This window comes from Cryptosporangium arvum DSM 44712 (assembly GCF_000585375.1).
In the GTDB taxonomy this organism is placed as follows: Bacteria; Actinomycetota; Actinomycetes; order Mycobacteriales; family Cryptosporangiaceae; genus Cryptosporangium; species Cryptosporangium arvum.
On the sequence record NZ_KK073874.1, the window covers coordinates 4,729,432 to 4,754,601 of the forward strand.

The window sequence follows — 25,170 nt, forward strand, 5'->3', positions numbered from 1 at the left end:
GGCTTTCGGTATCCATCGTGGTACGGGAGGGGAAGCCGGCATGACCGCGATCTCGGACATTCCGCTGCGCACGATCCGCGGCGAGGAAACCAGCCTCGCCGCGTTCGGCGGCCAGGTGCTGCTCATCGTCAACGTCGCCTCGAAGTGCGGCCTCACCCCGCAGTACGAGGGCCTGGAGAAGCTCCACGAGCGGTACCGCGAGCAGGGCTTCGCGGTGCTCGGCTTCCCCGCGAACGACTTCGCCGGTCAGGAGCCGGGCACCGACGCCGAGATCGCCGAGTTCTGCACCACCACGTTCGGCGTGCAGTTCCCGATGTTCTCCAAGATCTCGGTCGTCGGCGGCGACAAGCACCCGCTCTACCAGCAGCTCACGGCCGCGATCGCCGAAGCCGAGGGCGACAAGGCGACGCACCGCGAGAAGCTCAAGGGCTACGGACTGCCGGCCACCGAGGACCCCGAGGTGCTCTGGAACTTCGAGAAGTTCCTGGTGTCGCGCACCGGCGAGGTCGTGGGCCGGTTCGCGCCGAGCCTCACCCCCGACGACGACCGGCTGACCGCCGCGGTCGAGCGCGAGGTGGCTACTCCTCGCTGAGCCGGTCGCGGGCCTTCGCCGAGCGGGTCGCGGCGAGGGCCCAGGCGATCAGCGCGGGCTGACCGAGCAGGCGCACGGCCCGCTTGGTGTCGGTGTCCAGCCCGAACGCGTCCTTGTGCTCCACCAGCTGCGCGATGTTGCCCGGGAAGACCGCGACGAAGAACCCGGCGACGAGCCAGCCCAGCCGGCGCCGGGCCGGCTGCTTCCACGTCGTCACCAGCGCCGTGCCGAGCGCGAGCTCGACGACACCCGACGCGAGCACGACCGTGTCGGGATCGGCCGGGAACCAGCTCGGCACCTGCGCCCGGAACTCCTCGCGCAGCGCGGTCAGGTGGGCCGTACCCGCGGTGAGCAGCACCGCGCCGAGCGCGGCCTGCCCGGCCACGCGAAGAACCTTGGACACCGGACTCCTCAGGGTCGACGGACGACGAGCGTGTGGGCCAGCATGTCGCCGATCCGCCGTCGCTGCCGTGAGTTCACCACGACTACCAGTGCGACGAGATACCCGCATCCGCCGTCGATCACGCGGGCCGCGGTACGCACCGCCGCTTTCCCCAGGCCGGGAGGGAGCCCGGTGACCGCGTCGACGACCTGGATGCGCATCAGCATCGTGCCGAGCGTGCGCCCGAGGTAGGCCTCCATCCGCACGTAGTACAGGACGGCCAGCACCAGCCAGGCCACGCCGTACCGGGGCGAGAGCTGCGTGAACTCCAGCCCGGTCCGGAGCCGCCCGTCCGCCGCGCCGAACGCCCGGTGGACGAGCGCGAGGAGGACGGCGTCGGCGAGGGTGGCGACCACGCGACGATCAGTGACACGAACGTCCTCAAATGGGACGTTAGACCTACCCCTCAGGTGAACAGACGTCGCTTGGCGTCCTCGAACTCTTCCTTGCTCATCTGACCCACCTGCACCAGCTGCCAGAGACGACGCAGCTCGTCACCGGGGTCGGGCGCGGACGCCGGGGGCGGAGGTGGCGGGGGGGCGAGCACACCCGCGCGGGCGGCCTCCAGCGTCGCGCCCAGGCGGTAGAAGTCGTCCGCCCGGCCGTTGCGGAACGCGACCGCGAGCTCGGCCCGGGCACGCCGCCCGTCGGAGCTGGTGATCTCGACCCGGAACTGCCCGTTCGTGAACCGCGCCGGGCGGACGTCGATCCCTGTGATGTCCTGCACGTGGGCGCGCCGGTCGCTGGGGCGCACCGGTTCGCCGCGGCGCTGGATGGTGATCCAGGTGCCGTCGAAGGTGATTTGCTCGGATTGGCCTTCGACGCACAGCGGCTGGTGCGGGCTCGGGAGCGGGTACGGCGGCAGGGGACTGGCCACGGGGTGAAGTTATGGGAGTGCGTAGCGCGACGTCTGGTGTTTTCGGCGGATCTGGACGTCCTGCTTCCGGAGGATGACCGGACGGCTAACAGGAACCAACTGTTCGTGGGTAGCGAGGGAATTGCCAGACGGGATCGGTCCAATTTGCAAGTTGCATGGCGCGCCTTGGTTTGCAATAACAAGCCCACACAACCCCCTGACCAGCACGGACATTCACCGCACCAAGGGTGAAGAAGGCTCGGACGAGCCGGAACCGGACGGTTCGCCGAGATACTGCGGGGGAACGGCGTCGACGAGCCACACCTCGTTGTCCGACCGGAGGAACACGTGGCCGTCGCGCGCCATCGCGCCGGCGTCGACGGTCAGGATCGCCACCGGCCCGCGACGCCGGGATCCGACCCGCTGCGCGGTCGCCTCGTCCGGGGAGAGGTGGACGTGGTGACGCTTCCCGCGGTGCAGCCCGGTGGCGCGGATCGACGCGAGCGCGGTGGCCCCGGTGCCGTGGTAGAGCACGGCCGGGGGCTCCGCCGGCGCGTACCCGAGCTCGACCGTCACCGAGTGCCCCTGGTTCGCCCGAACCCGGTCGTCGGCGACCGCGAAGCGGCGTTTGTCGTCGCGGGCCACGACCGTGTCGAAGTCGGTGCGGTCGATCCGCAGCGCGGCGAGGAGGTCGTCGACGGCGACCCAGCCGGCCGGGTCGAGCGTCAGGCCGAAGCGCCCCGGCTCGTGACGCAGCGCGAGCGACATCCGTTTGCTGAGCCGCACCCGCCGGTCGTGTTCCATGGGATCAGTGTGGACCCGCTGGTCCAGCGGGTTGTCGGGCGTGGTCGGATCGGCGCATGGTCTACGAAACACTGCGCTACGACGTGTCCGACGGCATTCTGACGCTGACGCTGCACCGCCCCGATCAGCTCAACGCGTTCACCGTGACGATGGCCGAGGAACTCGTCGACGCGTTCGGGCGGGCCGGCACCGACGAGGACGTCGCGGCGGTGGTCGTCACCGGCAGCGGGCGGGCGTTCTGCGCGGGGATGGACCTCTCCGCCGAGGGCAACGTGTTCGGCCTCGACGAGTCGCTGCGCCCCACCCCCGAGCAGCTGCGTGAGCGCCTCGACGACCCGGAGTTCGTGCGCGGCGTGCGTGACACCGGCGGGCGGGTGACGCTGGCGATCTTCGACTGCCCCAAGCCGGTGATCGGGGCGATCAACGGGCCCGCGGTGGGCATCGGCGCGACGATGACGCTGCCGATGGACGTCCGGATCGCGTCGGAGAAGGCCCGGATCGGGTTCGTGTTCGGCAAGCTCGGCATCGTGCCGGAGGCGGCGAGCTCGTGGTTCCTGCCGCGGCTGGTGGGGATCAGCCGGGCGCTGGAGTGGACGTACTCGGCCGAGATCCTGACCGCGGCCGAGGCCCACGAGGGCGGGCTGGTGCGCAGCGTGGTGGCGCCGGACGATCTGCTGCCGACCGCGTACGCGCTGGCGGCGAAGTTCACCACCGACCGGTCGCGGGTGGGCACCGCGCTGACCCGGAAGCTCATCTACCGCAACGTGGCGCAGCCGCACCCGTTGGAGGCGCACCTCACCGACTCGCTGGCGATGTTCTACACCAGCGTCGGCGACGGCAAGGAGGGGGTGCGCGCGTTCCGGGAGAAGCGCCGCCCGGAGTTCACCGAGCGGGACCTCCCCCGGGTGTTCCCGTCGTAGCGCTTCCCGGCGCCAGCAGGCGCAACGCGGTGTGCGACGGGCTGCCGGCCGGCGCGGTGTAGACGAACAGCGTCTGGTCCTCCTCGGGCAGCGCGAGCGCCTGGTAGGTGAGCGTGAGCTCGCCGGCGACCGGATGGTGGTAGCGCTTGGTGCCGGTGGTGCGCATCAGCACGTCGTGCTCCGCCCACCAGCGCCGGAACCGCTCGTCCTTCACCGACAGCTCGCCGACGAGCGCCGACAGGTCGGGGTCGTCGGGGTACTTGCCGGCGTCCAGACGCAGCGCGGCGACGGTGTCGGCGGCGACCGACTCCCAGTCCGGGTGCAGGTCGCGGGCGTTCCCGTCGAGGAAGACGAACCGGGCGTAGTTGCGGTCGCGGGCCGCGAGGACCGGGAAATCGGCCACGAGCACGCGGCCGGTGCGGTTGATCGCCAGGACGTCCATCCGGCGCCCCAGCACGAGCGCGGGGCTCGCGGCCGCGTCGAGCGTCTCGAGGAGCTGGTGGGTGGCCACCGGGACGTGCTGGGCGCGTCGTGGTGGCCGCCGCCGGCGCGCCGCGGGAGGCCGGGCCAGGTCGACGAGGTGGGCGCGTTCGGCGTCGTCGAGCCGCAGCGCGCGGGCGATCGCGTCCAGCACGGCGTCGGACGGGTTGAGGTCGCGGCCCTGTTCGAGCCGGACGTAGTAGTCGACGCTGACGCCGGCGAGCGCGGCGAGCTCCTCGCGCCGCAGGCCCGGGACGCGGCGCCCGGCGCCGGTCGCGGAGAACCCGCTGGTCTCGGGCGTGCGGCGGGCCCGGCGGGAACGGAGGAACTCACGGAGTTCGGCGTTGTGCACCACGTTCCCAGTATTCCCGGGCCGTGGTGCGGGCGAGTGCGCCGAACCTGGGTCTGGCGTTCCTAGGCCGCGGCGGGCCGGTCCGGGCCCCCCGGAGGCCGCTGGGCCGGGCTGGAATCGAGGAGTTCCCCCACCGAGGAGAGGTCTTCGAGAGATGCGTACTGTCCAGGTCGCCGTGGCCGGCGGCTCGTTCGGCGTCGTCGAGCAGGAACCGCCGGAGCCGGGCCGCGGCCAGGTCCGGGTCACGGTCGAGGCGTGCGGGGTCTGCCGCACGGACCAGGCGTTCGTCGACGGCGGCTATCCGGTGTCGTTCCCGCTGGTCCCCGGCCACGAGATCGCCGGCCGGATCGACGTCGTCGGTGCCGACGTCGAGGACTGGGTGCCCGGCGACCGGGTCGCGGTCGGCTGGTTCGGCGGTCACTGCGGACGCTGCACCGCCTGCCGCGGCGGCGACTTCATCCACTGCGCCCGGATCCGGGTGCCGGGCTGGGCGTACCCGGGCGGGTACGCCGACGCGCTGGTGGTGCCGGTCTCGGCGCTCGCCCGGATCCCGGACGGGATCAGCGCGGTCGAGGCGGCGCCGATGGGGTGCGCCGGCGTCGCGACGTTCAACGGGTTGCGGCACAGCGCCGCCCGGCCCGGTGACCTGGTCGCGGTGCTCGGCCTGGGCGGGCTGGGGCACCTCGGCGTGCAGTTCGCCGCGCGGATGGGATTCGAGACCGTCGCGATCTCCCGGGGCGCAGCGAACGCGGAGCCGGCCGCCCGGTTCGGCGCGCACCACTACGTCGACAGCACGACCGCGGACGTGGCCGCCGAGCTCACCCGGCTGGGCGGGGCCGCGGTCGTGCTCTCCACGGTGAACAACTCCGACGCGATGGGCGCGACAGTCGCGGGGCTGCGTCCGCGCGGTGAGCTGGTCGTCGTCGGGGTGGACCCGGAACCGATCCGGGTGAGCCCGTTCCAGTTGGTGCCGGTCAGCCGGACCGTGCACGGGCACCCGTCGGGCACGGCGCGCGACGTGGAGGAGACGCTGCGGTTCGCGCGCCTGACCGGCGTCCGGCCGGTGACCGAGACGCTGCCGCTGGAGCAGGCCGGGGCCGCGTACGCCCGGATGACGGCCGGCCGGGCGCGCTACCGGATGGTGCTCACGACGGGGCGCTGAGGTCCTTCACCGCGACGGTCTCGCCGTCGGCCTGCTCACCGGTGGGGCGGAACCCCAGCTTGAGGTAGAAGGGTTCCGGCCCGCCGTCGCGGGGTTCCCAGGTGACGTAGGCCAGCGACTCGCCGCGCGTGCGCAGTTCGTCGCAGACCGCGCCGACCGCGAACCGGCCGTACCCGCGGCCCTGGGCCTCGGCGGCGATGTTCAGCCGCCACAGCCCGGAGCGGCGGTCGTCCGGGTCGCGCTCGGGGTTCCACGGCATGTCCAGGAACGCCATCAGGAAGCCGACGAGCCGGTCGCCGTCGTAGATCAGCCGCGGCCACGCGTTGTCGGGGTAGAGGTAGGCCTCGGCGACCGACCTCACCACCGGCGCGACGAGGTCCTCCTGGTCCGGGCGCACCCGCAGGTCGAAGGCCGCCTCGTAGTTGGCGGGGGTCAGTTTCTCCAGGCGCACGCCGATCAGCCCAGCCGGATCCGGGTGCCGGCCGAGGCCGGGGCGGCGTGCAGGTCGAGTTCGGCGGCGGTGAACTTCTCCGGGAGCGCGAACGTCAGCGTCACGCGGGTGGACTCCTTCGGCTCCAGCGACGTGAGGGACACCGCGGCGGGCGCGGTGCGTGATTCGGTACTCACCACTTGTTGGGACTCCCCGTAGAACGAGACGAATGCCGACGTGCGGTTGGTGACCGCGACCGTGACCGTGAGTTCGCGCGGGCCGGCCGACTGCACGCCGACCAGGCGGAACTGCAGATCGCCGTCGACGGCCGCGGCGGTGGAGCCGACCGTCGGCTGGGCCGAGCCGCGCGACGGCGTGGGCGTGGGCTCGTCGTCCGAGCCGAAGAACCTGATCGCACCGGTGGTGATCGCCCAGATCGCGAGCAGGCCGACGACGAGGACGGCCGCGATCACGATCAGACGGTTGCGGTCCATCGGCCGGCGGTGGCCCGGTGGGGCACCTGGATCCGTTAAGCGCGTCACGGTGTGTCCCTTCGTCGCTGAAGCACGGTAGCGGGAAACCGCCGCCTTGACCTCAACCGAGGTTTACCTCCTACGGTCCCTCCCTATGCGACCGACACTGCACGATTCCGCTGCCCAGGACTCCGCCGAGGACGTGGTGCGGCGTTTCGCCGCCGGGCTCCAGCGCGCCGGGGACACGCTCGACGCCGACGCGTACGACCGGTGGTTCGCCGACGACGTGCTCTGGGGCAGCCCGTACGGGGCGACGCTCGCGGGATTCGCGCCGCTCAACGAGATCCACCGCCGGATGATGGCCGGTGCCCGCGGGGCAGTGGACCCCGACGCGCCGCCGGTCGGGGCGCCGCCGGTCGGGGCGCCGCCGGTCGGGGCGCCGCCGGTCGGGGCGCCGGCGTCGCGGTTCGAGGTGGTGGCCGTGCGGGTGCCCGCGCCGGGGGTGATCGTCGCCCAGCTCCGCCGCCGGGCCGTCGCCGAGGGCGGGTTCTCCGAGATGGCGCTGTACGTGCTGGTCGAGCGCGACGGGGCCTGGTGGCTGGCCGCCGCGCAGAACACCCCGATCGTCAGCGGTCGATGAGCTCCACCTCCACGGTGGTGGTGTCGCCGGCCTCGAGCGACTGGGCGGTGCGGATCGCCCGCTTGACCGGCAGGACGTAGGCGCCGCGCTTCCGGTCGGGGAAGATCGACGTCGTCCAGGTGCTCAGGCCGATGCGGGCCCGGACCCGGACCGACCCGAACCCCCGCTCCAGGCCCGCGGTGAGGTCCCGGATGTCGTCCGAGGCGTCCTCGGGCAGGCTGACGAACGTCCAGCTCTCGTCGCGCCGCGCTTCCCAGATCCAGAGCTCGGCGTCGAAGGTCACGATCACGGTCGACACCTTGTCAGGGGGGTGCGACAGAATCCGGGTGGGTACCGGTCGGGTTGTAACCCGAGTGACGAGGAGTGTTCCGTGACCGAACTGCCGCTGTACGCGACGCTGGGCTTCACCGACTCCGAGTGGGGCCTGCTCGTCGGTCTTCCCCAGTCGGTGCTCGTCGCCGCGAGCGCCGCCAGTCCGGACAGCACGCGGAAGACCCGCGCCGAGTCGGCCGCCGGGCTGGACGTCATCGCCGACGCCCGGGCGTCGGCCAGCCCGCTGGTGACGGCGATCGCGAACGAGATCGTCGCCGAGGTGGGGGATCCGGAGCTCGGCGAGGAGGCTCCGGTGATCGAGCCGGGCGACCCCGCCGCCTACGCGCGTGACGTCGTCGGCCGCGCCGGCGAGGCGAACGCGCTGCTCGCCGCGAAGGCCGCGCCGGCCGACGCGGAGACCTACCGGCACTGGCTGGTGGAGGTGGCCGAGTCGGTCGTCGGCGCCGCGTCGAGCGGGGGTCTGCTCGGGATCGGCGGCGAGGCCGTCACCCCGTCCGAGCGGGCCTTCCGCGACGATCTCGCCAAGGCCCTCACCGCCTGACCCGGAGCAGGCGGTGGATGCGCCGGACCTCCTCGGCCCGGACGGACGGGTCGGCGAGGCGGCGCTCGGCGACCGCCGGGAGGGCAGCTTCCAGGGCGGTCCGGCCGGCGGCGGTGCGGAACAACCGCGCGAACCAGCCCTGTCCGGCGCGTCCCACCGCCCGCTCCCGGGTCCGGCCCGGGACCGTCGAGGTCACCAGCAGTACGTAGGTCTGCGCGAGGTCGGTCGCGGCCGCGCCGCGGGCCGCGCCCTGCCAGTCGATGACCACCGGCCCGGTGTCGGCCAGCAGGACGTTCGCCGGGTGCAGGTCCAGGTGCAGCAGCCGGTCGCCCGGCGCGCCGATCGTGCGCAGCGACGGGGGTGCGGTCACCGCGTGCACGCGCTCGTGCAGGTCGGCGAGCGTCCGCGCGTGCCGGGAGCCGCGCCAGGGGTGGCGCTGGAGGTCCGCCAGCATCGTCGGCCCGTCGACGCGTTCGAGCACCATGTCGGCGCCGTCGACGTCCAGCACCGCGGGCACCGGCACTCCGCCGTCGCGGGCCAGCCGCATGACGTCGGGCTCCCACTCCGGGCGCCCGGCCGGATCGCGGCAGCGGCGCAGCACCCGGTGGGCGTCGAGCGCGTACACGTCGCTCCAACGCCCCGACGCGAGCAACGGCCCCGGCGCCGGCATAGCAGCTCCTGTTCGGACTCGGTCCGGAGCGGTCAGCGGACGCGCACCGTCGCCCAGATCGTCTTGCCTTCCTCGGTGGGCAGCGTGCCCCAGGCGGCCGCGAACTCGTCGACCAGGCGCAGCCCCTTGCCCGGCAGGCTGGAGCCGGGCGCGCTGACGTCGGTGCGTCTGCGGGCCGGCTCCGGGGTGCCGTCGGACACCGCGATGTTCAGGTAGATGCCCCGGTAGGCGAGCGTGACGACGAGCTCGGTGCGCGCGTGCCTGGCCGCGTTGTCCACCAGTTCGGTGACGATGACCGTCGCCTCGCCGACGACGTCCTCCAGGTTCCACGCGGCGCACGCGTCACGCATGAAGCGGCGGGCCTCGGCGGCGGCCGCGTCGGTCGGGCGGAGATGGATGCGCAGCCGGCCGAGGGGCGCGACCCCGGCCCGGACGGCCTCGACCGCCGCCTCCACGGTGGCCCGCACCGGCACCGTCCGCGTCGCCGGCGACCAGCGCAGCGCGGCGCTCGTCTCGTCGGTCGGCGCGGCCAGGACGACCGGGACCGCGGGCCAGGTCTCGGCCCGGTTCAGCACCGCGGGGAACACCATCAGCACCACCGGTCGCGTCACGGTCAGCCCGGACAGGTCGACGACGACGCCGGCCGGGCACTCGGCGAGGCACTTGAGCAGCAGGCCACGCACGGTGGGGACGCCCGGGAGCCGCAGCGGACCCGACAGCCCGAGGATCGTGACCGGGTCCCGCCGGTCGATGTGCCAGGACATGTCGTCCATCACACCATCGGACCTCGGAACGCGCGTCTCCGCAAGGGCGACGCGGCAATTCCTCCCAAACCGGACAGTCATCGGGTCAGTGGTCGCGCCGGTGGGCCTGGTCGACGACCGGGAGCGCGTCGACCAGGCCGGTGGTCAGGAGCATGCGCGAGAGCAGGACCGACGGGTGGTCCAGTACCAGGGCCGCGCCGGCGCGGGCGGCGACCGCCCGCGCCCGGAGCATCGTGCTCAACCCCCGCGCGTCGACGAACGTCAGTTCCCGGCAGTCCAGGACGAGCGTGTCGGCGAGCCCGCGGTGCAGCCAGGTGAGCGCGTCGAGCAGGATCGGCGCGGTCCGGTGTTCGAGTTCGCCGTGCAGCGCGACGCGGGCGGTGCGGCCGACCACGCGCACGGTGACGGTGAGCTGGTGATCGGTCACGACGGCCTCCGGGCGGGAGCATTCGTTCGCTACCAGGATAATTGGCCCGGTCAGCTCTCGGCGAGCCCCGGCGCGAACTCGCCCTCGAACGCGTCCTGGACGACCTTCGCGCCGCCGGGCACGTCCGCGGGCTGGTAGATGTAGCTCTGCAGGCTCGGCGAGCGGTGCAGGGTGAACGCCTCGATCGGCACGATCAGACCGCCGGTGTCGATGTTCTTCAGGCCCTGGAACGCCTTGAGCACCCCGGCGCGGGTCAGGTCACCGTCCTCGCACGCGGTGTCCAGCACCTGCTTCATGATCTCGGACATGCCGTAGCCGAGGATCACGCCGCCGCTGGGGTTCTTCGCGTCCGGGAACGCCGCGGTGTACTTGTCGTACAGGTCGCGGTGCTTCTCGAACGTCGAGACCGGCGCGGAGACGTACAGGTGCGACTTCAGCCAGGCCGCCGTCGGACCCTGCAGCAGGCCCGGCGCGAACACCGGGTTGCTGCCCAGGATCGGCACGTCGAGACCCTGCGCCTGCGCGGCCGCGGCCACCGAGGTGGTCTGGGCCGGCGCGACCGTCAGCACGATCGCGTCGACGCCACGCGCCTTGAGCTGCGTCACCTGGGCGCTCATGTCCTGGTCGGTGGCTTTGATCTGCGCCTCGACGACCTTCAGCTTCTTCTGCTTCGCGACGTAGGTCGTGCCCTCCAGGCCCGTCTCGCCGTACTCGCCCTCGAAGTAGATGTGCCCGACGGTGTCGCCCTCCTTCAGCAGTCCCTTCTCGAACGCGTAGTCGTAGGCGTTGGACATCTCGACGTCGTAGGTCGGGCCGAGCACCCCGGTGCCGGGGATGTCGGTGAGCTTCTCGCCCCAGGCCGAGGGGAAGTTGACGATCGTGTCGGCCTCGTAGTCCTTGGCTAGCGCCGCGTTGATGGGGGACCCGATCGTCTGCTGCATCGCCAGCACGTCGGACTTGATCGAGCTGTAGAGCTGCACACCCTGCTGCGGGACGTACCCGGTGTCCTGGACGTCGAGTTTGACGGCGTACTTGTCGCAGACCTTCGCGGACTTCCAGTAGAGGGTGTTGCCGTTCGTGATGTCCTTGCCCAGGGCGGCGAACACGCCGGTCAGGTCGGTGAGCACGCCGAGCGTGATCGTGCTGCCCTCCACGCCCACGTCGGTGGTGACGTCGCCGGAGCCGCCGTCGGAACCCGATTCGGCTTTACTGCTGCACCCCGCGGCCAACAGCGCGAGGGCGACGGTGGCGGCGGCCACTCTGGTCAGCATCTTCATCGATGGTTCCCCTTTGCGGCTGGGTTCTCCGGAACAGGCGAGCGAAGCCCGCGAGGCCCGCGGGCTGGAACAGGACGACGAGCACGATCGCGAGGCCGTAGAGGTAGCGGGCCGCCTCACCCGCGGCCAGGCCGTCGCCGCCGGCCCCGCTGACCAGCGGGAGCGCGTCGGAATAGCGTTGCAGGACGAGCGGGAGGGCGGTGACGAACACCGCGCCGGCGACCGCGCCACCGAGCGAGCCGAGGCCCCCGAGCACGACCATCGCCAGGTACTGGATGGAGACGAACAGGCCGAACGACTCCGGGGCGATGCTGCCGATCGACAACGCGTACATCACCCCGGCCAGGCCGCCGTAGGCCGAACTGACCAGGAACGCGCCCGCCTTGTAGCGCTGCACGTTCACGCCCATCACCGACGCGGCGAGTTCGCTGTCGCGCACGGCCTGCAGCGCCAGCCCGGGCCGCGAGCGCACGAGGTTGCGGGCGAACAGGAAAGCGAGGACCGCGAGCAGCAGCCCCAGGTACCAGAGCCGCTCGGACTCCCGGAACGGCACGCCGAGCAGCACCAGCCGCGGGGTGTCGGCGAACGAGAACCCGAACAGCGAGAAGTCCGGCACCGAGCGGCCGTTGAAGCCGCCGGTCACCGACGTCCAGCTGTTGAGGACGTGCTGGCCGACGAAGACCAGCGCCAGCGACGCCACCCCGAGGTAGATCCCGCGCAGGCGGGCCGCGATCGGGCTGAACGCCAGCCCCGCGACCCCGGCCAGGACGACGCCGATCACCGCGGCGACCAGCGGCGGCCAGCCCAGCCCGGAGACCTCGTCACCGCCGGTGCCGGCGAAGAACGTGTAGCTGATCGCCCCGACGGCCAGGAAGAACGAGTGCGCGAGCGAGAGCTGCCCGGCCGTGCCGAGCAGCAGGTTCAGGCCGATCGCGCCGACGATCGCCCCGCAGATCGCGAAGCCGGTGCGCAGCCAGAACTCCTCGACGTAGAACGGAGCGACGATCAGCACGATCGCCGGCAGCACCCATCGCAACGCCCTAGACACGGGTCAGCTCCCGGGTGCCGAACAGGCCCGACGGCCGGACCAGGAGCACCACGATCATCACCAGGTACGGCACCACCGGGCCGAACCCGCGGCCGAGGAACAGCAACTGGTCCTGGTAGCCGGCGGCCAGCGCCTCGGCGACGCCGATCAGCAGCCCACCGGCCAGCGCGCCACCGGTGGAGTCCAGGCCACCGAGGATCGCGGCCGGGAACGCGCCGAGGGCCACCGTGTAGACCGCCGGGCTCACCCCCGGCGTCGGCGCGCCGACCAGGAACAGCGCGGCGACGGCGGCGAGCGCACCGGCGACCAGCCAGGCGATCGCGGAGACCCGGCCCTGCCGGATGCCCATCAGCGCGGCCGCGTCCCCGTCCTCGGCGACCGCGCGCATCGCCACCCCCCAGTCGGAGTACTTGAACGCGGCGAAGAACCCGCCGATCAGGACGGCCGCGACCAGGATCGCCAGCGCGCGGTTCGTGCTGATGCCGACGTCGCCGAGCCGCACGACGTCGCCGCCCCACGGGTGGGGCACGTTGAGGATGTCCGAGCCGATCCGCCGGGTCAGGTCGGTGAGCAGGATGATGTCGACGCCGATCGTGACGACGGCGAGCGCGATGTCGGTGGTGCCGCGCAGGCGGTTGATCAGCAACCGTTCGATCAGGACGGCGACGGCCGCGGTCAGCGCCACCCCGACGACCGTGCCGAGCCAGAACCCGAGCGGGTCCGAGAGCCGCACGATCGTGTACGCGCCGAGCAGCAGGAACGAGCCGTGCGCGAAGTTCACGACGCCGCTGGCCTTGAAGATGATCACGAAACCCAGCGCGATCAGCGCGTACATCGCGCCCAGCGACACGCCGTTCAGTAGCAGGGAGAGGAACTGGGTCATGCCGCCCCCAAATACGCCTTGATCACGTCGGGATCGGACTGCACTTCGGCCGGGGTGCCGTCGGCGATCCGGCGGCCGAAGTCGAGCACGGTGACCCGGTCGGCCAGCGACATGACCATCCCCATGTCGTGCTCGACCAGGATGATCGTGATGTCGAGCGCGGAACGGATCTGGGCGATCACCTCGGCCATCCGCCGGGTCTCGTCGGCGTTCATGCCCGCGACCGGTTCGTCGAGCAGCAGCAGACGCGGTTCGGCACAGAGCGCGCGGGCCGCCTCGACGCGTTTCTGGTCGCCGTAGGGCAGTACGCCGACCGGGGTGTGCAGCTTGTCGCCGAGGTCGAGGAACTCGGCGATCTCGGTGACGCGGGCCGCGTGCTTCGCGTGTTCCCGTCGCGCCCGCGGGAGGCCCAGCCCCCCGGCGACGAAACCGGTGCGGGTCAGGTGGTGCCGGCCGAGCAGGAGGTTCTCCGCGACCGACTGCCGCGCCGAGAGCGCGATGTTCTGGAACGTGCGCGCGACGCCCACCCCGGCGATCTGGAACGGACGCATCGTGTCCAGGCGGGCGTCGCCGAAGCGCACCTCGCCCCCGGAGGCCCGGTACACGCCGGTGAGCACGTTGAACAGCGTCGACTTACCGGCGCCGTTCGGGCCGATCACGGCGTGGATCGTGCCGGGCTCCACGGTGAACGACACGTCCGCGAGCGCCGACACCGCGCCGAACCGGACGCTGATGCCGTCGATCTCCACCGGGTCGTTCATTCCGACCACCGCGACAAGGTCTTCGGCTCGGCGGCTCCGGGGCGCTGCGCGGAGTGCCCCAGGTACAGCCGGCGCACGTCGTCGTTGCCGGCCAACTCGTCGGCCGATCCGGAGAGCGACACCGTCCCCACGTCCAGAACATGCGCTTCGGACGCCACCCGCAGCGCCATCGTCGCGTTCTGCTCGATCAGCAGCACCGCGGTGCCCTGCCGGTGGATCTCGGTGACGATCTCGCCGATCTGGCCGATGATCTTGGGCGCCAGGCCCAGCGACGGTTCGTCGAGCAGCAGCAGTTTCGGGGCCGCCATCAGCGCCCGTCCGATCGCGAGCATCTGCTGCTCGCCGCCGGAGAGCAGCGCGCCGCGCTGCGTGCGCCGCTCGGCGAGCACCGGGAACAGGTCGTTGATGCGGTCGCGCGCGGCGGCTTTCGCGGCCCGGTCGCGGTTGCCGAGCCCACCGGCGCGCAGGTTCTCGTCGACCGTGAGGCGCCCGAAGATCCGGCGCCCCTCGGGCACGTGGGCGACGCCGCGCCGGACGATGCTCGCGGGGTCGCGCCGGGTCAGGTCGGTGTCGTCGAAGCGGATCGTGCCCGACTCGATCCGGCCGCCGAGGCGACGCAGCGTGCCGGAGATCGCCCGCAGCAGCGTGCTCTTCCCGGCGCCGTTGCTGCCGAGCACGGCGACGATGCCGCCGTCGGGCACGGTGAGGCTCACGCCCCGCAGGGCCCGGACCGCGCCGCCGTAGGCGACATGGAGGTTGTCGACGGTCAGCGTCACGGTCGTGAGTGTGTGTGCGAACGGCCTCCTACCAGGTCGAATGAGCCCCAATCGGTGTCAACAGCACCGATTTGTCACGCACTTGGTGTGCGGAGTGCACACTCGTCGTTTCGCTCAGTGATCCAACCGCCTGTTCCGCGCCGATCGGCCCGCGTAGCCTCCGCCGGTATGGCAGCGGAGCCGGTCGGCCCGGGCGTGTCCGCGCTCGCGGTCCGGCTGCGCACGCGGCGCCTCCGGACCCTCACCGCGGAGGTGTCCCAGCACGTGCACGCCGCGCTGCCCGACTATCCCGGCGTGGTCACCGACTGCGCGGTCAGCGTCGAGCAGATGCTGCGCGAACTGGCCGGCGAAGGCGAGCGGGCCGCGCTCCAGGAGACCGGGCGGCGCTGCGCCCAGGAGAGCCTGCCGGTGGAGTGTCTGCTGCACAGCTTCCGGCTCTGCGCCCGGGTGATCTGGCAGGGGCTGGTCGGGGAGGCCGCCCGCTCCGGCGACGACTGCGTCCGGCGGCTGCTCGACGAGGCGGTCGTCGTCTGGGACGCGCTCGACCGCGTCTCGACGCTGGTGACCAAGGCCTACCGCGAGGAGCAGAGCCGCCTGCAGCGCACCACCCGGCGACGCCGCGAACTCGTGCTGTCGGCGCTGCTCGACCGCCCACCGGCGTCGGCGGCGGCCGGTGAGGAGGCCGGCGAGGTGCTGGGCGTGCCGGTCCGCGGCCCGCGTGTCGTCGTCGTCTCCACGGTCGGGTCGGGCAACCCGGAGACGGCGCTGCGCACCGCCGGTTTCACGTCCGCATGGGTCACCCAGGGCGCGCGCGACGTCGGGCTGCTGTCCCTGCTCGGCGCCGACGAGCTGCCGCGCGCCACCGAGGCGCTGGCCGCGTGCCTGCCCGGCGCCGTCACGGTGTCGCCGCTGATCGACGGCTTCGACGAGGTGGCCACCGCGCACCGCCTGGCCGTGCTCACGCTGCGCACGCTGCCGTCGGCCTTCCAGGGCATCGCCCGCGTCACCGACCGGTTGCCGCACGCGCTCGTCGCCGGCGTGCCCGACGTCGCGGACGTGCTGGTGCGCCACACCCTGGGCGGGCTGCTCACCCTGCGGGCCGGCGAACGCGAGGTGTACCTGTCCACGCTGGAGGCTCTGGTGGAGGCCGACGGGTCGTTCGCCGGGGCCGCGCGCAAGCTGTACTGCCACCGCAACACCGTGCTCAAGCGCGCCCACCGCATCGAGGCGCTCACCGGCCGCCGGTTGACCAGCACCCGGGCGCTGGTGGAGCTGTACCTCGCGGTGCTGGCCGTGCGAATGGACACGAATCGGTCGGGCGAGAACGGCCGCTACGCGCCCCGCGCCTGACCCGGACGACCCCGAGCCCGCCGCCTGATGCGCCGCGTCGCCGCCGCGTGCTAGACAACGGGGAGTTCCAGCTGCTCCGGGGGGATCCGTGGCTTCACCGTTACGCGCCGGCGACCCGGAGAGACTCGGGCCCTACCGCCTCGTCGGCCGGCTCGGCGAGGGCGGGCAGGGCGCGGTGTACCTGGGGGTGACCGGCGCCGACGTGCAGGTGGCGGTGAAGGTGCTCAAACCCGAGCTGGTCGCCGACACCTCGGCCCGGCGGCGGTTCGGCGGGGAGGTCGAGCTCGCGCGGCAGGTCTCGTCGTTCTGCATCGCCGAGGTGCTCGACGCGGACCTCGGCGGCGACCCGCCGTACATCGTCAGCGAGTTCGTCCCCGGGCCGTCGCTGGCCTCGGCGGTCACCGCGGACGGGCCGCGTACCGGCGGGACGCTGCACCGGCTCGCGGTCGGCACGATCACCGCGCTGGTGTCGATCCACCGGGCCGGGGTGGTGCACCGGGACTTCAAGCCGCACAACGTCCTGCTCGGGCCGGACGGGCCGCGGGTCATCGACTTCGGGATCGCCCGGTCGCAGGACGCGACGGTCACCGCGGCCAGCGGTGTGCTCGGGAGCATCTCGTACATGTCGCCGGAGCAGATCGGCGGGGAGACCGTCGGCCCGGCGAGCGACGTGTTCAGCTGGGCGGCGACGGTCGCGTACGCCGCGACCGGTGCCCACCTGTTCGGGAACGACTCGGTGCCGGCCGTGCTGCGGCGCATCCTGTCGGACGCACCGGACCTCGGCGGGGTGCCGGCCGGTCTGGTGCCGGTGCTCGCGGCGTGCCTGGACAAGGACCCGGCGCGGCGGCCGGCCGCCAGCGACATGCTGCTGCGGTTGCTCGGCCACGACGAGCCGTCGACGGACGCCCACGCGCTCGACGCCCGCGCGATCGCCGAGACCAGGCTGAGCCCCCGGCCCGAGCAGCCCACGGTGCCGTTCGCGGCGTCACCCGGTGCGACCCGGCGGATGCCGGAGCCACCGCCGGCGATCCCGGTCCCGGTGTCCGGCGCGTACGCCCCGCCGACGGCCGACCAGGTGGGCCACGCGTCCACGGCCCCCATGCCGACGGGACCGGGCCCGACGGCCCCGATGCCGGTGGGGCCGGGGCCGGTTCCGGCCGGGCCGGGTTCCGCGGGGGCGGGCTCGGCGGGAGCGGGGCGGCGGAGACGGGTGCTGTGGCCGGTGGTCGCGCTCGCGGTGGTGATCGCCCTGGTGGCGGGCGTCGGCGCGGTGCTACTGCTCGGCGACGACGGCTCCGACCAGGTCGGGCGGGGCACCGCGGCCCCACCCCGGCCGCCCGCCGCCACCGGCGACCTGCTCTACCGGCAGACCTTCGACGCCCAGAACGACTGGGACGGGTACCGCTACCAGCCCGACGCCGACAACGCCGCCGAGGTCGCGACCCGCGGCTACGACCCGGAGCGCGGCGTCTACACGATGCTCGCCCGCGGCGAGGAACGCACGAACCAGGTCGCGTCCCCGTTCCCGCCGAAGGACGGCGCCGACACCGCCCTGCGCGACGTCGCCGTCGGCGTCACCGCCCGGCTCGCGGACCGGTCGGCAGGCACCGGCGAGGTCGGTCTGAGCTGCCGGGGCGACGAGGACACCGGCACCGGCTACTTCTTCTACCTCTCCCGCGAGGGCGCGGTCCGGATCGTCCGCCAGCAGGACGGAACCCCGACGGAGCTGCTCCCGGCCTCCGGACGGGCCACCAAGCTCGGCGACGACCCGGTCCGGCTCGAAGCGGCCTGCCGCGCGGACCGCCTCACGCTCTGGGTGAACGGCACCCAGGCCGCCGACGTCCGCGACCCGACCCCGCTCCCGGAGAGCCCCCGGGTGCAGGCCGGCGTCATCGTCCGCCTCCCCGACACCGGCGACGACGTCCTCGAGGTCTGCTTCGACGACTTCACGATCTACCGCGCCTAGCCCTGTTTGAAAGCTGGTCAGCGTAGCCATTCGTTGATCGCATGATCACTGGCCTGTTCTGGGCGGTCGGCGTCGGGCGGTCGGGTCGGTCGCGGCGATAGCGTCGGGGCCGGCGTAGCGCTCTAGGTTGCACCGACGTGGGCCTGGAGCGGGCGAGCAGGGTCACGGTGCTGACGCCGGCCTCAACCTCGCGGCGAGCTGGTCACGAGTCAGTCCGCCGGCTGGTTCTGCAGCCGATCGCGCGGCTCCGGGTCCGGCCCGGCGTCCAGCCGCTTGTCAACGGCGGCCTCGTCGTCAACGGCGGCCTGGCCAGCGTGGACGGCGGCGACAACATCGTCGGCGCGTAGGTAGGCGTAAACGGTTTCCCGGGAGATGCCGTACTCGCGGGCGAGGGCGGTCCTCTTCTCCCCGGCTTCGGCGCGCGCGCAGCTGTGCCGCCCGCTCGATGTTCAGCGCGGGAGCGCGGCCGGTGTAGACGCCGCGGGCCTTGGCTGCGGCGATGCCCTCGCGTTGGCGTTCGAGGATCAACGTGCGCTCGAATTCGGCGAACGCGCCCATGACCGAGAGCAGCAGGTTGGCCATCGGGGAGTCCTCGCCAGCGAAGGTCAGGGACTCCTTGACGAACTCCACCTCCACACCTGCGCCGGTCAGTGTCCTGACCAGCCGGCGCAGGTCGTCGAGGTTGCGGGCGAGCCGGTCCATGGAATGCACGACCACGGTGTCGCCGTCGCGGACGAAGGCCGGCAGTTCCTCCAGCTTCGGCCGGCTCGTGTCCTTGCCCGACACCGTGTCGGTGAACACCCGATCGATCTCGACGCCGTCGAGCTGACGGTGGTGTTCTGGTCGATGCCTCCCGGAACCCTGTGCGCCTGCCGAACGACGTTTCCTTAAATTCGGCGTTCCCGCCATATCAACTATCTTGATCAGCGAGGTGGCGCTCACTATCTTGCCCTTTCCTCGCGCACTTTCATGCCTGCCTTGCGGAGACCCTATCCAGGCTGTGAATAAGCACAGAATTCCCTGCCGACCGCCCCGGCAATGGCCGACCAGGCCTACTCCGACGCGGATATCGCCTACGTTCAGAATGGTCTGACCAACTACGGCGTGCCGAAAGCCACGCAATGGAAGCTAATTCAATAATTCCTTGCCGGTGAAACGTGGGACTGGCAGAGGAACTCCGTCCCGGTCAAGGAATCGAAATCTCGGCGAGGAGATCTGGACACCACGGTGTACCGCTACGCCGATGGTTCGGTGGCGGCATCTCAGAGCGAGGCTCCCGCAGCAACCGCCACGGTGTCGGCTACCTCCAGCACCAGCGGCAAGATGTCCGCTAAGGGTGTCTCCCAGTGCGTCAAGCGCATCTCGGGCGGCTCGACCTACATGGACAACTGCCTGATCAGCTGGGGCGCGATCACGTGGTCCATGACCTACCGCGCCAACTACCGATACAACTCGTCCGGCTCCTCGATCTACAGCGTCCGCGGGTTGACCTACGGCGGCGCCGGCAGCTCGGGCAACGGGCAGGTTGGCGTGATTCACAGCCTCGCCGGGAAGAATGACCGATCCATGGCTCAGGGGCACGTCGATCAGGGGGCCACCGTCTTCACCGGACGGTTGGCTTGCCCCTCTACGTCAGCCGAGCGGAGCCACGACGGCATCATTCGGTCGACCAATGGGTGCATTACGAATCGCCGTCGACAATGAAGAATTGTGATATCGTCGGCGGCAAAATATAGCGCAGTCGCGGATGCTCAGCTCTACCCAGAAAGGTGGCCCGGTATGGACTTTCACCCCTATCAGTTCTTTGTGCTGGCAATGGTCCTGATTATTGTTGCGTTCTGCTGGTACTTGGTAAGACAATTCCAGAAAGGACGTCGGTCGGAGTGAACCACTCGTAGAACCCCGGGTCACCTCGCTGTTCGTCGACCTGGCGGTCGACGAACGCCACCGCCTCGGCGGGTAAGTCGCTGCGTCCACGCGGGAACCGGCCCGCTCGGGTGTAGAACTTCAGCAACAGGGCGGAGCCCAGCCGGGTCGGCCCGCGTTTGCCTGCGATCAGCTCCCGCGCGGTTTGGATCGTGGCGTGGATCCCGCGTCGACGCAGGTAGGCGCGGTTAGCGCGGGATCCGTGATCCTTGTCGGCCAGGACTCGCGCCGGTCGTGTCCGCGGTCTGCCGGCCCGATCGGCGACCCGGATGGCGTCCGGAACGGGCTGGAACTGCGGGGCATCACCGGCTTGTCCGGCGGCGAGCAGCAGCGATAGCGGGCGTTGCCCCGGGTCGGTCGCCAGATGGATCTTGGTGCTCAACCCGCGGCGTGACCGTCCTTGACCGTGGTCGTTGGGCTCTGCGGTGACCCCTCCCGGTGGTTGTCTCTGATCCGACCCCTTTGACGGGCGCCCGCCGCGTGCCGGTGCGCGCGGACCACGGTCGAGTCGACCGACACGTCCCAGGTGATCAGCCCTCGAGCCTGGGCGCGGGACTGCAGGTCGGACACCATCCGCGCCCAGGTCCCGTCGCGCTGCCAGTCCCGGAACAGGGCATAGGCGGTCTCCCAGGGGCCGTGGCGTTCGGGTAGGTCGCGCCGTGGCGCGCCGGTGCGGGCCCGCCACCGGATCCCGTCGATGACCTGCCGCCGCGGACGCGGCGGCCTGCCACCCGGCTTCGCCGGCGGCAGCACCGCCGACAGGACTTCCCACTCCGCTTTCGTCAGATCACCACGGGCCGCGCGTTACCCAACGAACGACGGACTTCTTCAACACGCCCTAGCCCGACGCGAGTTGTCTCAGCTGCGCGGCGGTGCCGTTGAAGACGTTCGAGTCGCCGGGGAACGGGCCGGTGGAGGAGTGTTGCCAGAATGTGTGCTTCGCCCAGCCGGCCGGGAGCGGCCCGACGGTGGGCTTGTAGCGGGCGATCCAGAGCGGGTTGGTGGCCCCGAACTCCCGGTCGTCGCCGGTGCAGGCCTTCCACCAGCTGGTGGTGGTGTAGATGACCGCGTGACGGCCGGTGCGCTGGTGGTACCGGGTGAGGAACGCGCGGATCCAGCCGCGCATCGCCGTCTGCGTCAGCCCGTAGCACTCGTTCTTCCTGTACTCCGGACGTCCGGCCCGGTCGGGGTACGGGTTGTGCTCGATGTCGAGCGCTCCCGGCAGCGTCCGCCCGTCGCGCGACCAGCCGCCGCCGTGGTCGACGAAGAAGTCGGCCTGGCGGGCGCCGCCGCTGCGCAGCGGGAGTCCGAAGTGGTACGCGCCGCGGATGAGGCCGATCGTGGTGGCGCCCTTGTACTGCTGGGAGAAGTTCGGGCTGCGGAAGTCGGTGCCGAGCGTCGCCTTGATGTACGCGAACGCGGGCTTCTGCGCGGCGACGCCGGTCCAGTCGACGTTGCCCTGCCAGTTGGACACGTCGAGGCCGCGGATCGGCGCGGCCGGCGCGGCCTGGGCCGCGGGTGAGGTCGCCGGAGCCGGCGCCGCGGACACGTCCACGACACGCACGGCGGTGAACACCGCGCCGCCAAGCACGGCGCCGGCTAACAGCACTACCCAGAAAACGCGCATCACGCGCAAACCCCCGTCACAGCGAGCAATTCGCAGCACGCTAACAAGGCACGTCGACCGGCGGCTGTCCCGGCGGGAGGTGTTCGTCCCGGTGGATGAGGGGGACCTGGGCCGTACGCCTGAACGGAATGCATCGATGGCGACGTGCCTTGGTGGCTGGTATGGAGCCTGATGCGGTGTCGTCGTTGCTCGACCGGATGCGGTGGACGGTCTCCCGGTACGACCGCGTGTCGGTGGTGGCCGGAGCCGATCATCGGTTCTTCGGTGCCGAGGTGCGGTTCCACCACGTGCTGAGCGGCGACGCGACGCTCACCGGCCCGGCGTCCGCGTCGATCGCGGATTCGCCGGGCGGACGCGCGCCTGATCGTGACGCCGGCGGGCGCGCTCCGGGTGTCGGCGCCGGCCGGGCCGGGGCGCCGGTGCTGGACCGTCCCCGCTCGGGGAACGGCGGGGACGCGCGTGCGCTGGGGAACGGGGCCCGGCGGATCGGGGCCGGCGACGCGGTTCTCGCGTTGCGTGGGGGCGACTACACGATCCGGGCGCTGGTGCCGACCGTGCTGCTGAGCGCGGTGCTCGACCCGGTCGGCGAACCCGACCTGGTCGCGCAGCGGCTGCCGACGCTTCTCCTCAGCTGTGGGTTCGCCACCCGCGAACCGGTCGCCGCCGCGCTGCTGGCGCAGGTCGAGGCCGAGTGGGCCGCGGACCGCCCCGGCACCTCCTCGGTGGTGTCGCAACTGGCGACGGTGGTCGCGGCGATCGCGGTGCGGGCCTGGGTGGAGTCCGGATGCGACGCCGAGGGTTGGCACCGGGCCGCCGCCGACCCGGACATCGCCCGGGTCACGGCCGCGATCCGCGCCGACCCCGGCGCCGCCTGGACCGTCGACCGGCTGGCCCGGGTGGCCCACGTCTCCCGGTCGACCTTCGCCGAACGTTTCCACGCGGTGGTGGGCGAGTCACCGGCCCGGTTCGTGCTCCGCATCCGCACCCAGCGCGCGAAGGAGCTGCTCACCCGCGAGGGCTGGTCGGTCGCCCGCACCGCCGTGGCCCTGGGCTACGGCTCCGAAGCCGCGTTCAGCCGCGCCTTCCGCCGCGTGGTCGGCGTCCCACCCAGCACCTGGCGCACCACCCACCACCCCTGATACCCGGGCCACCGGCACGCACGTCTCACGCCCGCACCCGGCGGAGCGTTGCCAGCACCAGCGTGCCGAGCAGGGCCGCCACCCCGCCCGCTACCAGCGCCGCGCGCACGCCGACGCCGTCCACCAACACCCCGCCGGCCACCGCGCCCAGAGCAATGGCCAGCTGGAACGTGGCGATCATCAGACCGGTCGCGGGCTCCAGACGGTCGGGTTCGGTCCGGGCGATCCACGTCTGGAACGCGGTCGGTACGGCACCGAAGCCGATCGCCCACACCGCCACCGGGACGAACACCGCGCCCAGCGTCCCCAGCGTCGCGGCCAGCGCGAGCGTGGACACCCCGATCAGGAACGGCGCGCCCAGGACCAGGACGGTCAGGCGGCGGTCGGCGAGCGGGCCGGCCAGCAGGTTGCCGACGACGTTCAGCGCGCCGTAGAGGAGCAGCAGCGCCGCCAGCAGGCCGGCGGTCAGGCCGGGCACCGGTTCCAGCGCGGTGCGCAGATAGGTGAACGCCGCGAAGTGGCCGACGGCGACGAGGGCGATCGCGGCCAGGCCGGTGGCCAGCACCGGTCGCCGGGCCGTGCGGAGCAGCGTGCGCAGACCGGGTGAGCCGGCCGGGGGTACGGCCGGCAACCAGCGTGCCTGCGCGACGAGCGCGACCCCGCCGGCCACCGCCGCGATCGCGAACACCACCCGCCAGCCCCACACCTCCCCGACGTAGGCGCCGAGCGGCATCGCCGCGACGGCCGCGACCGTGCTGCCGGTGTTGACGACGGTCAGCGCGCGTCCGAGGCGGTCGGCCGGGACGAGCCGGGAGGTCACCGCGATCGAGAACGCCCACACCCCGGCGAGCGCGGCGCCGAGCAGCAACCGGGCCACGAGCAGCAGCCAGTAGCTGGGCGTGACCGCGACCAGCAGGTTCGACGCCACGGCCAGCGTCATCAGGCCGATCAGGACGTGGCGCCGGTCCTGACGGGGCAGCAGGACCGCGATCGTGGGGGCGATCACCGCGCCCATCAGGGCGGTCGCGGTGACGGCCTGGCCGGCGGTGCCCTCGCTCACGCCGAGGTCGGCGGCGATGCGCGGCAGCATGCTCGCCGGCAGGAATTCGCTCGCCACGAGCGTGAACAGCCCGAGTCCGACGGACGTGACGGCACGCCAGTCCGCCCGGGTGGCGGCGGCGACGGTGGTGGTCATGGTGCTCCTCGATTCGGTAGTCAGCCGCTACCGAGGCTGCGCCGGGCGCACCGGCGTCACTTGATCAGCCGTCCCCGGATTCCGCCCGATCGTCCGCGCCGGATTGCGGCCGGAAACTGACCGGAATCACGCATACCGTCGAGGCATGCAGCGACTGACCTGGCCCGAGGTCCACGCCCGCCGCCTCGCCCGCCACCACCTGACGCCACCCGGCGCCCCGCGGCCGGGACCCCACTTCGCCGACGTCGCCCGGGCGATCTGCGGGGTGCACGCGCAGGTGATGTCGGCCGCCGAACTCTCGCTCGCCCTGCGCGTCCCCGGCACCACCCGCACCGACGTCCGCGAGGCCCTCTGGCGCGACCGGACCGTCGTCAAGACCTTCGGCCCGCGCGGCACCGTGCACCTGCTCGCCGCCGACGATCTCCCGGTCTGGACGAGCGCGCTCGCCGCCGTCCCGAGCCCGAACCGGTTCCCGGACGGCGTCCGCCTCGACGACGCGCAGACCGACGAGGTCGTCACCGCGATCGGCGACGCGCTCGACGGCGTCGCGTTGACCATCGACGAGTTGAGCGACGCGGTCGTGGCCCGCACCGGGCCCTGGGCGGGGGAGCTCACGATGCCGGCGTTCGGCGGGATGTGGCCGCGCTGGCGTCAGGTGCTGCACCGGGCCGGGCACCGCGGGGTGCTCGCGTTCGGGCCGAACCGCGGGCAGAAGGTCACCTACGTCAACCCGCGGGTCGTGCCGGCCGACCCGGACCGAGCCCTCGACCAGGTGCTGCGCCGGTACCTGACGAGCTACGGCCCGGCGCGGCCGGAGCACTTCGCGCAGTGGCTGGCCGCCCCGAAGCCGTGGGCCGCCGCGCTGTTCGCGGCCGCCGACCTGGAGCGGGTCGACGTCGAGGGCGTCGAGGGGTGGGTGCTCGCCGGGGACACGGCGCCGGCGTCCGGGAGCAGCGTCCGGCTCCTGCCGTACTTCGACGCCTATCAGGTCGGCTGCCACCCGCGTGACCAGGTCTTCCCGGGCCGGGCCTGGGAGCGTGCCCTGGCCCGCACCCAGGCCGGGAACCATCCGGTGGTGGTGGTCGACGGGGTGGTGGCCGGGGTGTGGCACGTGCGTCGCTCCGGGCGCCGGCTGGCGATCACGGTCGAGCAGTTCGGACCGGTGCACCGCGCCGCGCTCGAGCGCGAGGTGGAGCGCGTCGGCGTGATCCTCGAAGGCACCCCCGCGCTCACCCTCGGGCCGGTAACGATCGGTCCACACGCCTGAGAGCCCCTTGCGTCGACCGCCGCTTGTGGACATACGATCGCGGGACGCCGAACCTCAGGGGGTTACGCC

General features: G+C 72.4%; 30 protein-coding genes and 1 pseudogene. 10 read left to right on the forward strand and 21 right to left on the reverse strand.

Annotated features, from left to right (window positions below; all coding sequences use genetic code 11):
• Window positions 1-40 precede the first annotated feature (40 nt).
• The gene (locus tag CRYAR_RS21190) at window positions 41-592 is read left to right on the forward strand and encodes a glutathione peroxidase (RefSeq protein WP_035853767.1); all 552 of its coding nucleotides are present in this window, start codon (window positions 41-43) and stop codon (window positions 590-592) included.
• Here CRYAR_RS21190 and CRYAR_RS21195 read toward each other — a convergent pair.
• The 4 genes from CRYAR_RS21195 to CRYAR_RS21210 all read right to left on the reverse strand — a co-directional run bounded on the left by CRYAR_RS21195 (window position 579) and on the right by CRYAR_RS21210 (window position 2,694).
• Window positions 579-995, reverse strand: coding sequence for a DoxX family protein (locus CRYAR_RS21195; protein WP_211247569.1), 417 nt, complete (start codon window positions 993-995; stop codon window positions 579-581). The two genes, CRYAR_RS21190 and CRYAR_RS21195, sit on opposite strands and share 14 nt — an antisense overlap.
• Before the next feature lie 8 nt (window positions 996-1,003).
• Window positions 1,004-1,390 carry an RDD family protein gene (locus CRYAR_RS21200; protein WP_051570737.1) on the reverse strand — a complete coding sequence of 129 codons (387 nt, stop codon included), beginning with the start codon at window positions 1,388-1,390 and terminating at the stop codon, window positions 1,004-1,006.
• A gap of 50 nt (window positions 1,391-1,440) precedes the next feature.
• Complete coding sequence (locus CRYAR_RS21205) at window positions 1,441-1,911, reverse strand: hypothetical protein (RefSeq protein WP_035853770.1); 471 nt, start codon at window positions 1,909-1,911, stop codon at window positions 1,441-1,443.
• Between the two features lie 213 nt (window positions 1,912-2,124).
• Window positions 2,125-2,694, reverse strand: coding sequence for an RNA 2'-phosphotransferase (locus CRYAR_RS21210; protein ID WP_051570738.1), 570 nt, complete (start codon window positions 2,692-2,694; stop codon window positions 2,125-2,127).
• A 56-nt stretch (window positions 2,695-2,750) separates the two neighbouring features.
• On the opposite strand from CRYAR_RS21210, the gene CRYAR_RS21215 reads away from it, so the two are divergent.
• On the forward strand, window positions 2,751-3,614 hold the full coding sequence (locus CRYAR_RS21215) for a crotonase/enoyl-CoA hydratase family protein (RefSeq protein ID WP_035853773.1): 864 nt from the start codon (window positions 2,751-2,753) through the stop codon (window positions 3,612-3,614).
• Here the strand turns inward: CRYAR_RS21215 and CRYAR_RS21220 are convergent.
• Window positions 3,577-4,449 (reverse strand): helix-turn-helix transcriptional regulator, encoded by an 873-nt coding sequence (locus CRYAR_RS21220; protein ID WP_035853778.1) that lies wholly within the window; start codon window positions 4,447-4,449, stop codon window positions 3,577-3,579. The genes CRYAR_RS21215 and CRYAR_RS21220 overlap by 38 nt on opposite strands.
• Window positions 4,450-4,600: 151 nt before the next feature.
• Between CRYAR_RS21220 and CRYAR_RS21225 the strand changes: the two genes are divergently transcribed.
• Window positions 4,601-5,608 carry an alcohol dehydrogenase catalytic domain-containing protein gene (locus CRYAR_RS21225; protein ID WP_035853783.1) on the forward strand — a complete coding sequence of 336 codons (1,008 nt, stop codon included), beginning with the start codon at window positions 4,601-4,603 and terminating at the stop codon, window positions 5,606-5,608.
• Here CRYAR_RS21225 and CRYAR_RS21230 read toward each other — a convergent pair.
• Both CRYAR_RS21230 and CRYAR_RS21235 read right to left on the reverse strand, forming a co-directional pair.
• Window positions 5,592-6,059 (reverse strand): GNAT family N-acetyltransferase, encoded by a 468-nt coding sequence (locus tag CRYAR_RS21230; protein WP_245620487.1) that lies wholly within the window; start codon window positions 6,057-6,059, stop codon window positions 5,592-5,594. The genes CRYAR_RS21225 and CRYAR_RS21230 overlap by 17 nt on opposite strands.
• 5 nt (window positions 6,060-6,064) lie before the next feature.
• Window positions 6,065-6,532 carry a hypothetical protein gene (locus tag CRYAR_RS21235; protein WP_035853798.1) on the reverse strand — a complete coding sequence of 156 codons (468 nt, stop codon included), beginning with the start codon at window positions 6,530-6,532 and terminating at the stop codon, window positions 6,065-6,067.
• A gap of 133 nt (window positions 6,533-6,665) precedes the next feature.
• Here CRYAR_RS21235 and CRYAR_RS21240 point away from each other — a divergent pair, with 133 nt between their 5' ends.
• On the forward strand, window positions 6,666-7,151 hold the full coding sequence (locus CRYAR_RS21240) for a hypothetical protein (RefSeq protein WP_035853803.1): 486 nt from the start codon (window positions 6,666-6,668) through the stop codon (window positions 7,149-7,151).
• On the opposite strand, the gene CRYAR_RS21245 is transcribed toward CRYAR_RS21240, so the two are convergent.
• Complete coding sequence (locus CRYAR_RS21245; RefSeq protein WP_035865624.1) at window positions 7,138-7,440, reverse strand: DUF1905 domain-containing protein; 303 nt, start codon at window positions 7,438-7,440, stop codon at window positions 7,138-7,140. The two genes, CRYAR_RS21240 and CRYAR_RS21245, sit on opposite strands and share 14 nt — an antisense overlap.
• Before the next feature lie 81 nt (window positions 7,441-7,521).
• Here CRYAR_RS21245 and CRYAR_RS21250 point away from each other — a divergent pair, with 81 nt between their 5' ends.
• Entirely contained in the window at window positions 7,522-8,025 is a 504-nt protein-coding gene (locus CRYAR_RS21250) for a hypothetical protein (protein ID WP_035853807.1), read from the forward strand.
• Here the strand turns inward: CRYAR_RS21250 and CRYAR_RS21255 are convergent.
• From CRYAR_RS21255 to CRYAR_RS21290, 8 genes are all read right to left on the reverse strand, one after another.
• On the reverse strand, window positions 8,015-8,695 hold the full coding sequence (locus CRYAR_RS21255) for a phosphotransferase (RefSeq protein ID WP_035853817.1): 681 nt from the start codon (window positions 8,693-8,695) through the stop codon (window positions 8,015-8,017). The genes CRYAR_RS21250 and CRYAR_RS21255 overlap by 11 nt on opposite strands.
• 32 nt (window positions 8,696-8,727) lie before the next feature.
• Window positions 8,728-9,468 carry a hypothetical protein gene (locus tag CRYAR_RS21260; RefSeq protein WP_051570739.1) on the reverse strand — a complete coding sequence of 247 codons (741 nt, stop codon included), beginning with the start codon at window positions 9,466-9,468 and terminating at the stop codon, window positions 8,728-8,730.
• Window positions 9,469-9,544: 76 nt separating this feature from the next.
• A complete protein-coding gene (locus CRYAR_RS43395; protein WP_051570740.1) occupies window positions 9,545-9,886 on the reverse strand; it encodes an STAS domain-containing protein in 342 nt (113 codons plus the stop codon).
• Window positions 9,887-9,936: 50 nt separating this feature from the next.
• Window positions 9,937-11,157, reverse strand: a complete 1,221-nt coding sequence (locus CRYAR_RS21270) for an ABC transporter substrate-binding protein (protein ID WP_211247570.1) — start codon at window positions 11,155-11,157, stop codon at window positions 9,937-9,939.
• On the reverse strand, window positions 11,093-12,211 hold the full coding sequence (locus CRYAR_RS21275; RefSeq protein ID WP_084700774.1) for a branched-chain amino acid ABC transporter permease: 1,119 nt from the start codon (window positions 12,209-12,211) through the stop codon (window positions 11,093-11,095). Before CRYAR_RS21275 ends, CRYAR_RS21270 begins: the two co-directional genes overlap by 65 nt.
• Window positions 12,204-13,094 carry a branched-chain amino acid ABC transporter permease gene (locus CRYAR_RS21280; RefSeq protein ID WP_035853837.1) on the reverse strand — a complete coding sequence of 297 codons (891 nt, stop codon included), beginning with the start codon at window positions 13,092-13,094 and terminating at the stop codon, window positions 12,204-12,206. The genes CRYAR_RS21275 and CRYAR_RS21280 overlap by 8 nt, the downstream gene beginning before the upstream one ends.
• Window positions 13,091-13,855, reverse strand: a complete 765-nt coding sequence (locus CRYAR_RS21285) for an ABC transporter ATP-binding protein (protein ID WP_035853848.1) — start codon at window positions 13,853-13,855, stop codon at window positions 13,091-13,093. The genes CRYAR_RS21280 and CRYAR_RS21285 overlap by 4 nt, the downstream gene beginning before the upstream one ends.
• Complete coding sequence (locus CRYAR_RS21290) at window positions 13,852-14,631, reverse strand: ABC transporter ATP-binding protein (RefSeq protein WP_051570742.1); 780 nt, start codon at window positions 14,629-14,631, stop codon at window positions 13,852-13,854. The genes CRYAR_RS21285 and CRYAR_RS21290 overlap by 4 nt, the downstream gene beginning before the upstream one ends.
• A 168-nt stretch (window positions 14,632-14,799) precedes the next feature.
• Between CRYAR_RS21290 and CRYAR_RS43400 the strand changes: the two genes are divergently transcribed.
• Both CRYAR_RS43400 and CRYAR_RS43405 read left to right on the forward strand, forming a co-directional pair.
• Entirely contained in the window at window positions 14,800-15,981 is a 1,182-nt protein-coding gene (locus CRYAR_RS43400) for a PucR family transcriptional regulator (RefSeq protein WP_051570743.1), read from the forward strand.
• An 88-nt stretch (window positions 15,982-16,069) separates the two neighbouring features.
• Window positions 16,070-17,947, forward strand: coding sequence for a serine/threonine-protein kinase (locus CRYAR_RS43405; protein WP_051570744.1), 1,878 nt, complete (start codon window positions 16,070-16,072; stop codon window positions 17,945-17,947).
• 335 nt (window positions 17,948-18,282) lie between these two features.
• Here CRYAR_RS43405 and CRYAR_RS50270 read toward each other — a convergent pair.
• Window positions 18,283-18,757: pseudogene (locus CRYAR_RS50270) on the reverse strand (recombinase family protein); the annotation flags it as partial.
• Window positions 18,758-19,174: 417 nt separating this feature from the next.
• Here CRYAR_RS50270 and CRYAR_RS21310 point away from each other — a divergent pair.
• Window positions 19,175-19,651 (forward strand): hypothetical protein, encoded by a 477-nt coding sequence (locus CRYAR_RS21310; RefSeq protein ID WP_035853860.1) that lies wholly within the window; start codon window positions 19,175-19,177, stop codon window positions 19,649-19,651.
• 121 nt (window positions 19,652-19,772) lie between these two features.
• Here the strand turns inward: CRYAR_RS21310 and CRYAR_RS47450 are convergent, their stop codons facing one another.
• The 3 genes from CRYAR_RS47450 to CRYAR_RS21325 form a co-directional block, all read right to left on the reverse strand.
• Window positions 19,773-20,255 (reverse strand): transposase, encoded by a 483-nt coding sequence (locus CRYAR_RS47450; RefSeq protein ID WP_051570747.1) that lies wholly within the window; start codon window positions 20,253-20,255, stop codon window positions 19,773-19,775.
• Window positions 20,252-20,626 carry a transposase gene (locus CRYAR_RS21320; protein WP_245620488.1) on the reverse strand — a complete coding sequence of 125 codons (375 nt, stop codon included), beginning with the start codon at window positions 20,624-20,626 and terminating at the stop codon, window positions 20,252-20,254. The genes CRYAR_RS47450 and CRYAR_RS21320 overlap by 4 nt, the downstream gene beginning before the upstream one ends.
• A gap of 85 nt (window positions 20,627-20,711) precedes the next feature.
• The gene (locus CRYAR_RS21325) at window positions 20,712-21,500 is read right to left on the reverse strand and encodes a lysozyme (RefSeq protein ID WP_084700776.1); all 789 of its coding nucleotides are present in this window, start codon (window positions 21,498-21,500) and stop codon (window positions 20,712-20,714) included.
• A gap of 161 nt (window positions 21,501-21,661) precedes the next feature.
• Here CRYAR_RS21325 and CRYAR_RS43425 point away from each other — a divergent pair, with 161 nt between their 5' ends.
• A complete protein-coding gene (locus CRYAR_RS43425; RefSeq protein ID WP_051570749.1) occupies window positions 21,662-22,639 on the forward strand; it encodes a helix-turn-helix domain-containing protein in 978 nt (325 codons plus the stop codon).
• 25 nt (window positions 22,640-22,664) lie between these two features.
• Here CRYAR_RS43425 and CRYAR_RS21335 read toward each other — a convergent pair whose 3' ends face one another.
• Window positions 22,665-23,834, reverse strand: coding sequence for an MFS transporter (locus CRYAR_RS21335; RefSeq protein ID WP_035853884.1), 1,170 nt, complete (start codon window positions 23,832-23,834; stop codon window positions 22,665-22,667).
• A gap of 145 nt (window positions 23,835-23,979) precedes the next feature.
• Here CRYAR_RS21335 and CRYAR_RS21340 point away from each other — a divergent pair, with 145 nt between their 5' ends.
• Window positions 23,980-25,101 carry a winged helix DNA-binding domain-containing protein gene (locus tag CRYAR_RS21340; protein ID WP_035853895.1) on the forward strand — a complete coding sequence of 374 codons (1,122 nt, stop codon included), beginning with the start codon at window positions 23,980-23,982 and terminating at the stop codon, window positions 25,099-25,101.
• Window positions 25,102-25,170 lie beyond the last annotated feature (69 nt).

What these genes read in the sequence shown, in the direction of transcription:
- CRYAR_RS21270 (WP_211247570.1), bottom strand. Translation starts at nt 11,157, where the DNA reads ATGCTGACCAGAGTGGCCGCCGCCACCGTCGCCCTCGCGCTGTTGGCC.
- CRYAR_RS21340 (WP_035853895.1), top strand. Translation starts at nt 23,980, where the DNA reads ATGCAGCGACTGACCTGGCCCGAGGTCCACGCCCGCCGCCTCGCCCGC.
- CRYAR_RS21215 (WP_035853773.1), top strand. Translation starts at nt 2,751, where the DNA reads ATGGTCTACGAAACACTGCGCTACGACGTGTCCGACGGCATTCTGACG.
- CRYAR_RS21260 (WP_051570739.1), bottom strand. Translation starts at nt 9,468, where the DNA reads ATGGACGACATGTCCTGGCACATCGACCGGCGGGACCCGGTCACGATC.
- CRYAR_RS21235 (WP_035853798.1), bottom strand. Translation starts at nt 6,532, where the DNA reads ATGGACCGCAACCGTCTGATCGTGATCGCGGCCGTCCTCGTCGTCGGC.
- CRYAR_RS21240 (WP_035853803.1), top strand. Translation starts at nt 6,666, where the DNA reads ATGCGACCGACACTGCACGATTCCGCTGCCCAGGACTCCGCCGAGGAC.
- CRYAR_RS21190 (WP_035853767.1), top strand. Translation starts at nt 41, where the DNA reads ATGACCGCGATCTCGGACATTCCGCTGCGCACGATCCGCGGCGAGGAA.
- CRYAR_RS21225 (WP_035853783.1), top strand. Translation starts at nt 4,601, where the DNA reads ATGCGTACTGTCCAGGTCGCCGTGGCCGGCGGCTCGTTCGGCGTCGTC.
- CRYAR_RS43425 (WP_051570749.1), top strand. Translation starts at nt 21,662, where the DNA reads ATGGAGCCTGATGCGGTGTCGTCGTTGCTCGACCGGATGCGGTGGACG.
- CRYAR_RS21285 (WP_035853848.1), bottom strand. Translation starts at nt 13,855, where the DNA reads ATGAACGACCCGGTGGAGATCGACGGCATCAGCGTCCGGTTCGGCGCG.
- CRYAR_RS21325 (WP_084700776.1), bottom strand. Translation starts at nt 21,500, where the DNA reads ATGCGCGTTTTCTGGGTAGTGCTGTTAGCCGGCGCCGTGCTTGGCGGC.
- CRYAR_RS21280 (WP_035853837.1), bottom strand. Translation starts at nt 13,094, where the DNA reads ATGACCCAGTTCCTCTCCCTGCTACTGAACGGCGTGTCGCTGGGCGCG.
- CRYAR_RS21210 (WP_051570738.1), bottom strand. Translation starts at nt 2,694, where the DNA reads ATGGAACACGACCGGCGGGTGCGGCTCAGCAAACGGATGTCGCTCGCG.
- CRYAR_RS43400 (WP_051570743.1), top strand. Translation starts at nt 14,800, where the DNA reads ATGGCAGCGGAGCCGGTCGGCCCGGGCGTGTCCGCGCTCGCGGTCCGG.
- CRYAR_RS21255 (WP_035853817.1), bottom strand. Translation starts at nt 8,695, where the DNA reads ATGCCGGCGCCGGGGCCGTTGCTCGCGTCGGGGCGTTGGAGCGACGTG.
- CRYAR_RS21335 (WP_035853884.1), bottom strand. Translation starts at nt 23,834, where the DNA reads ATGACCACCACCGTCGCCGCCGCCACCCGGGCGGACTGGCGTGCCGTC.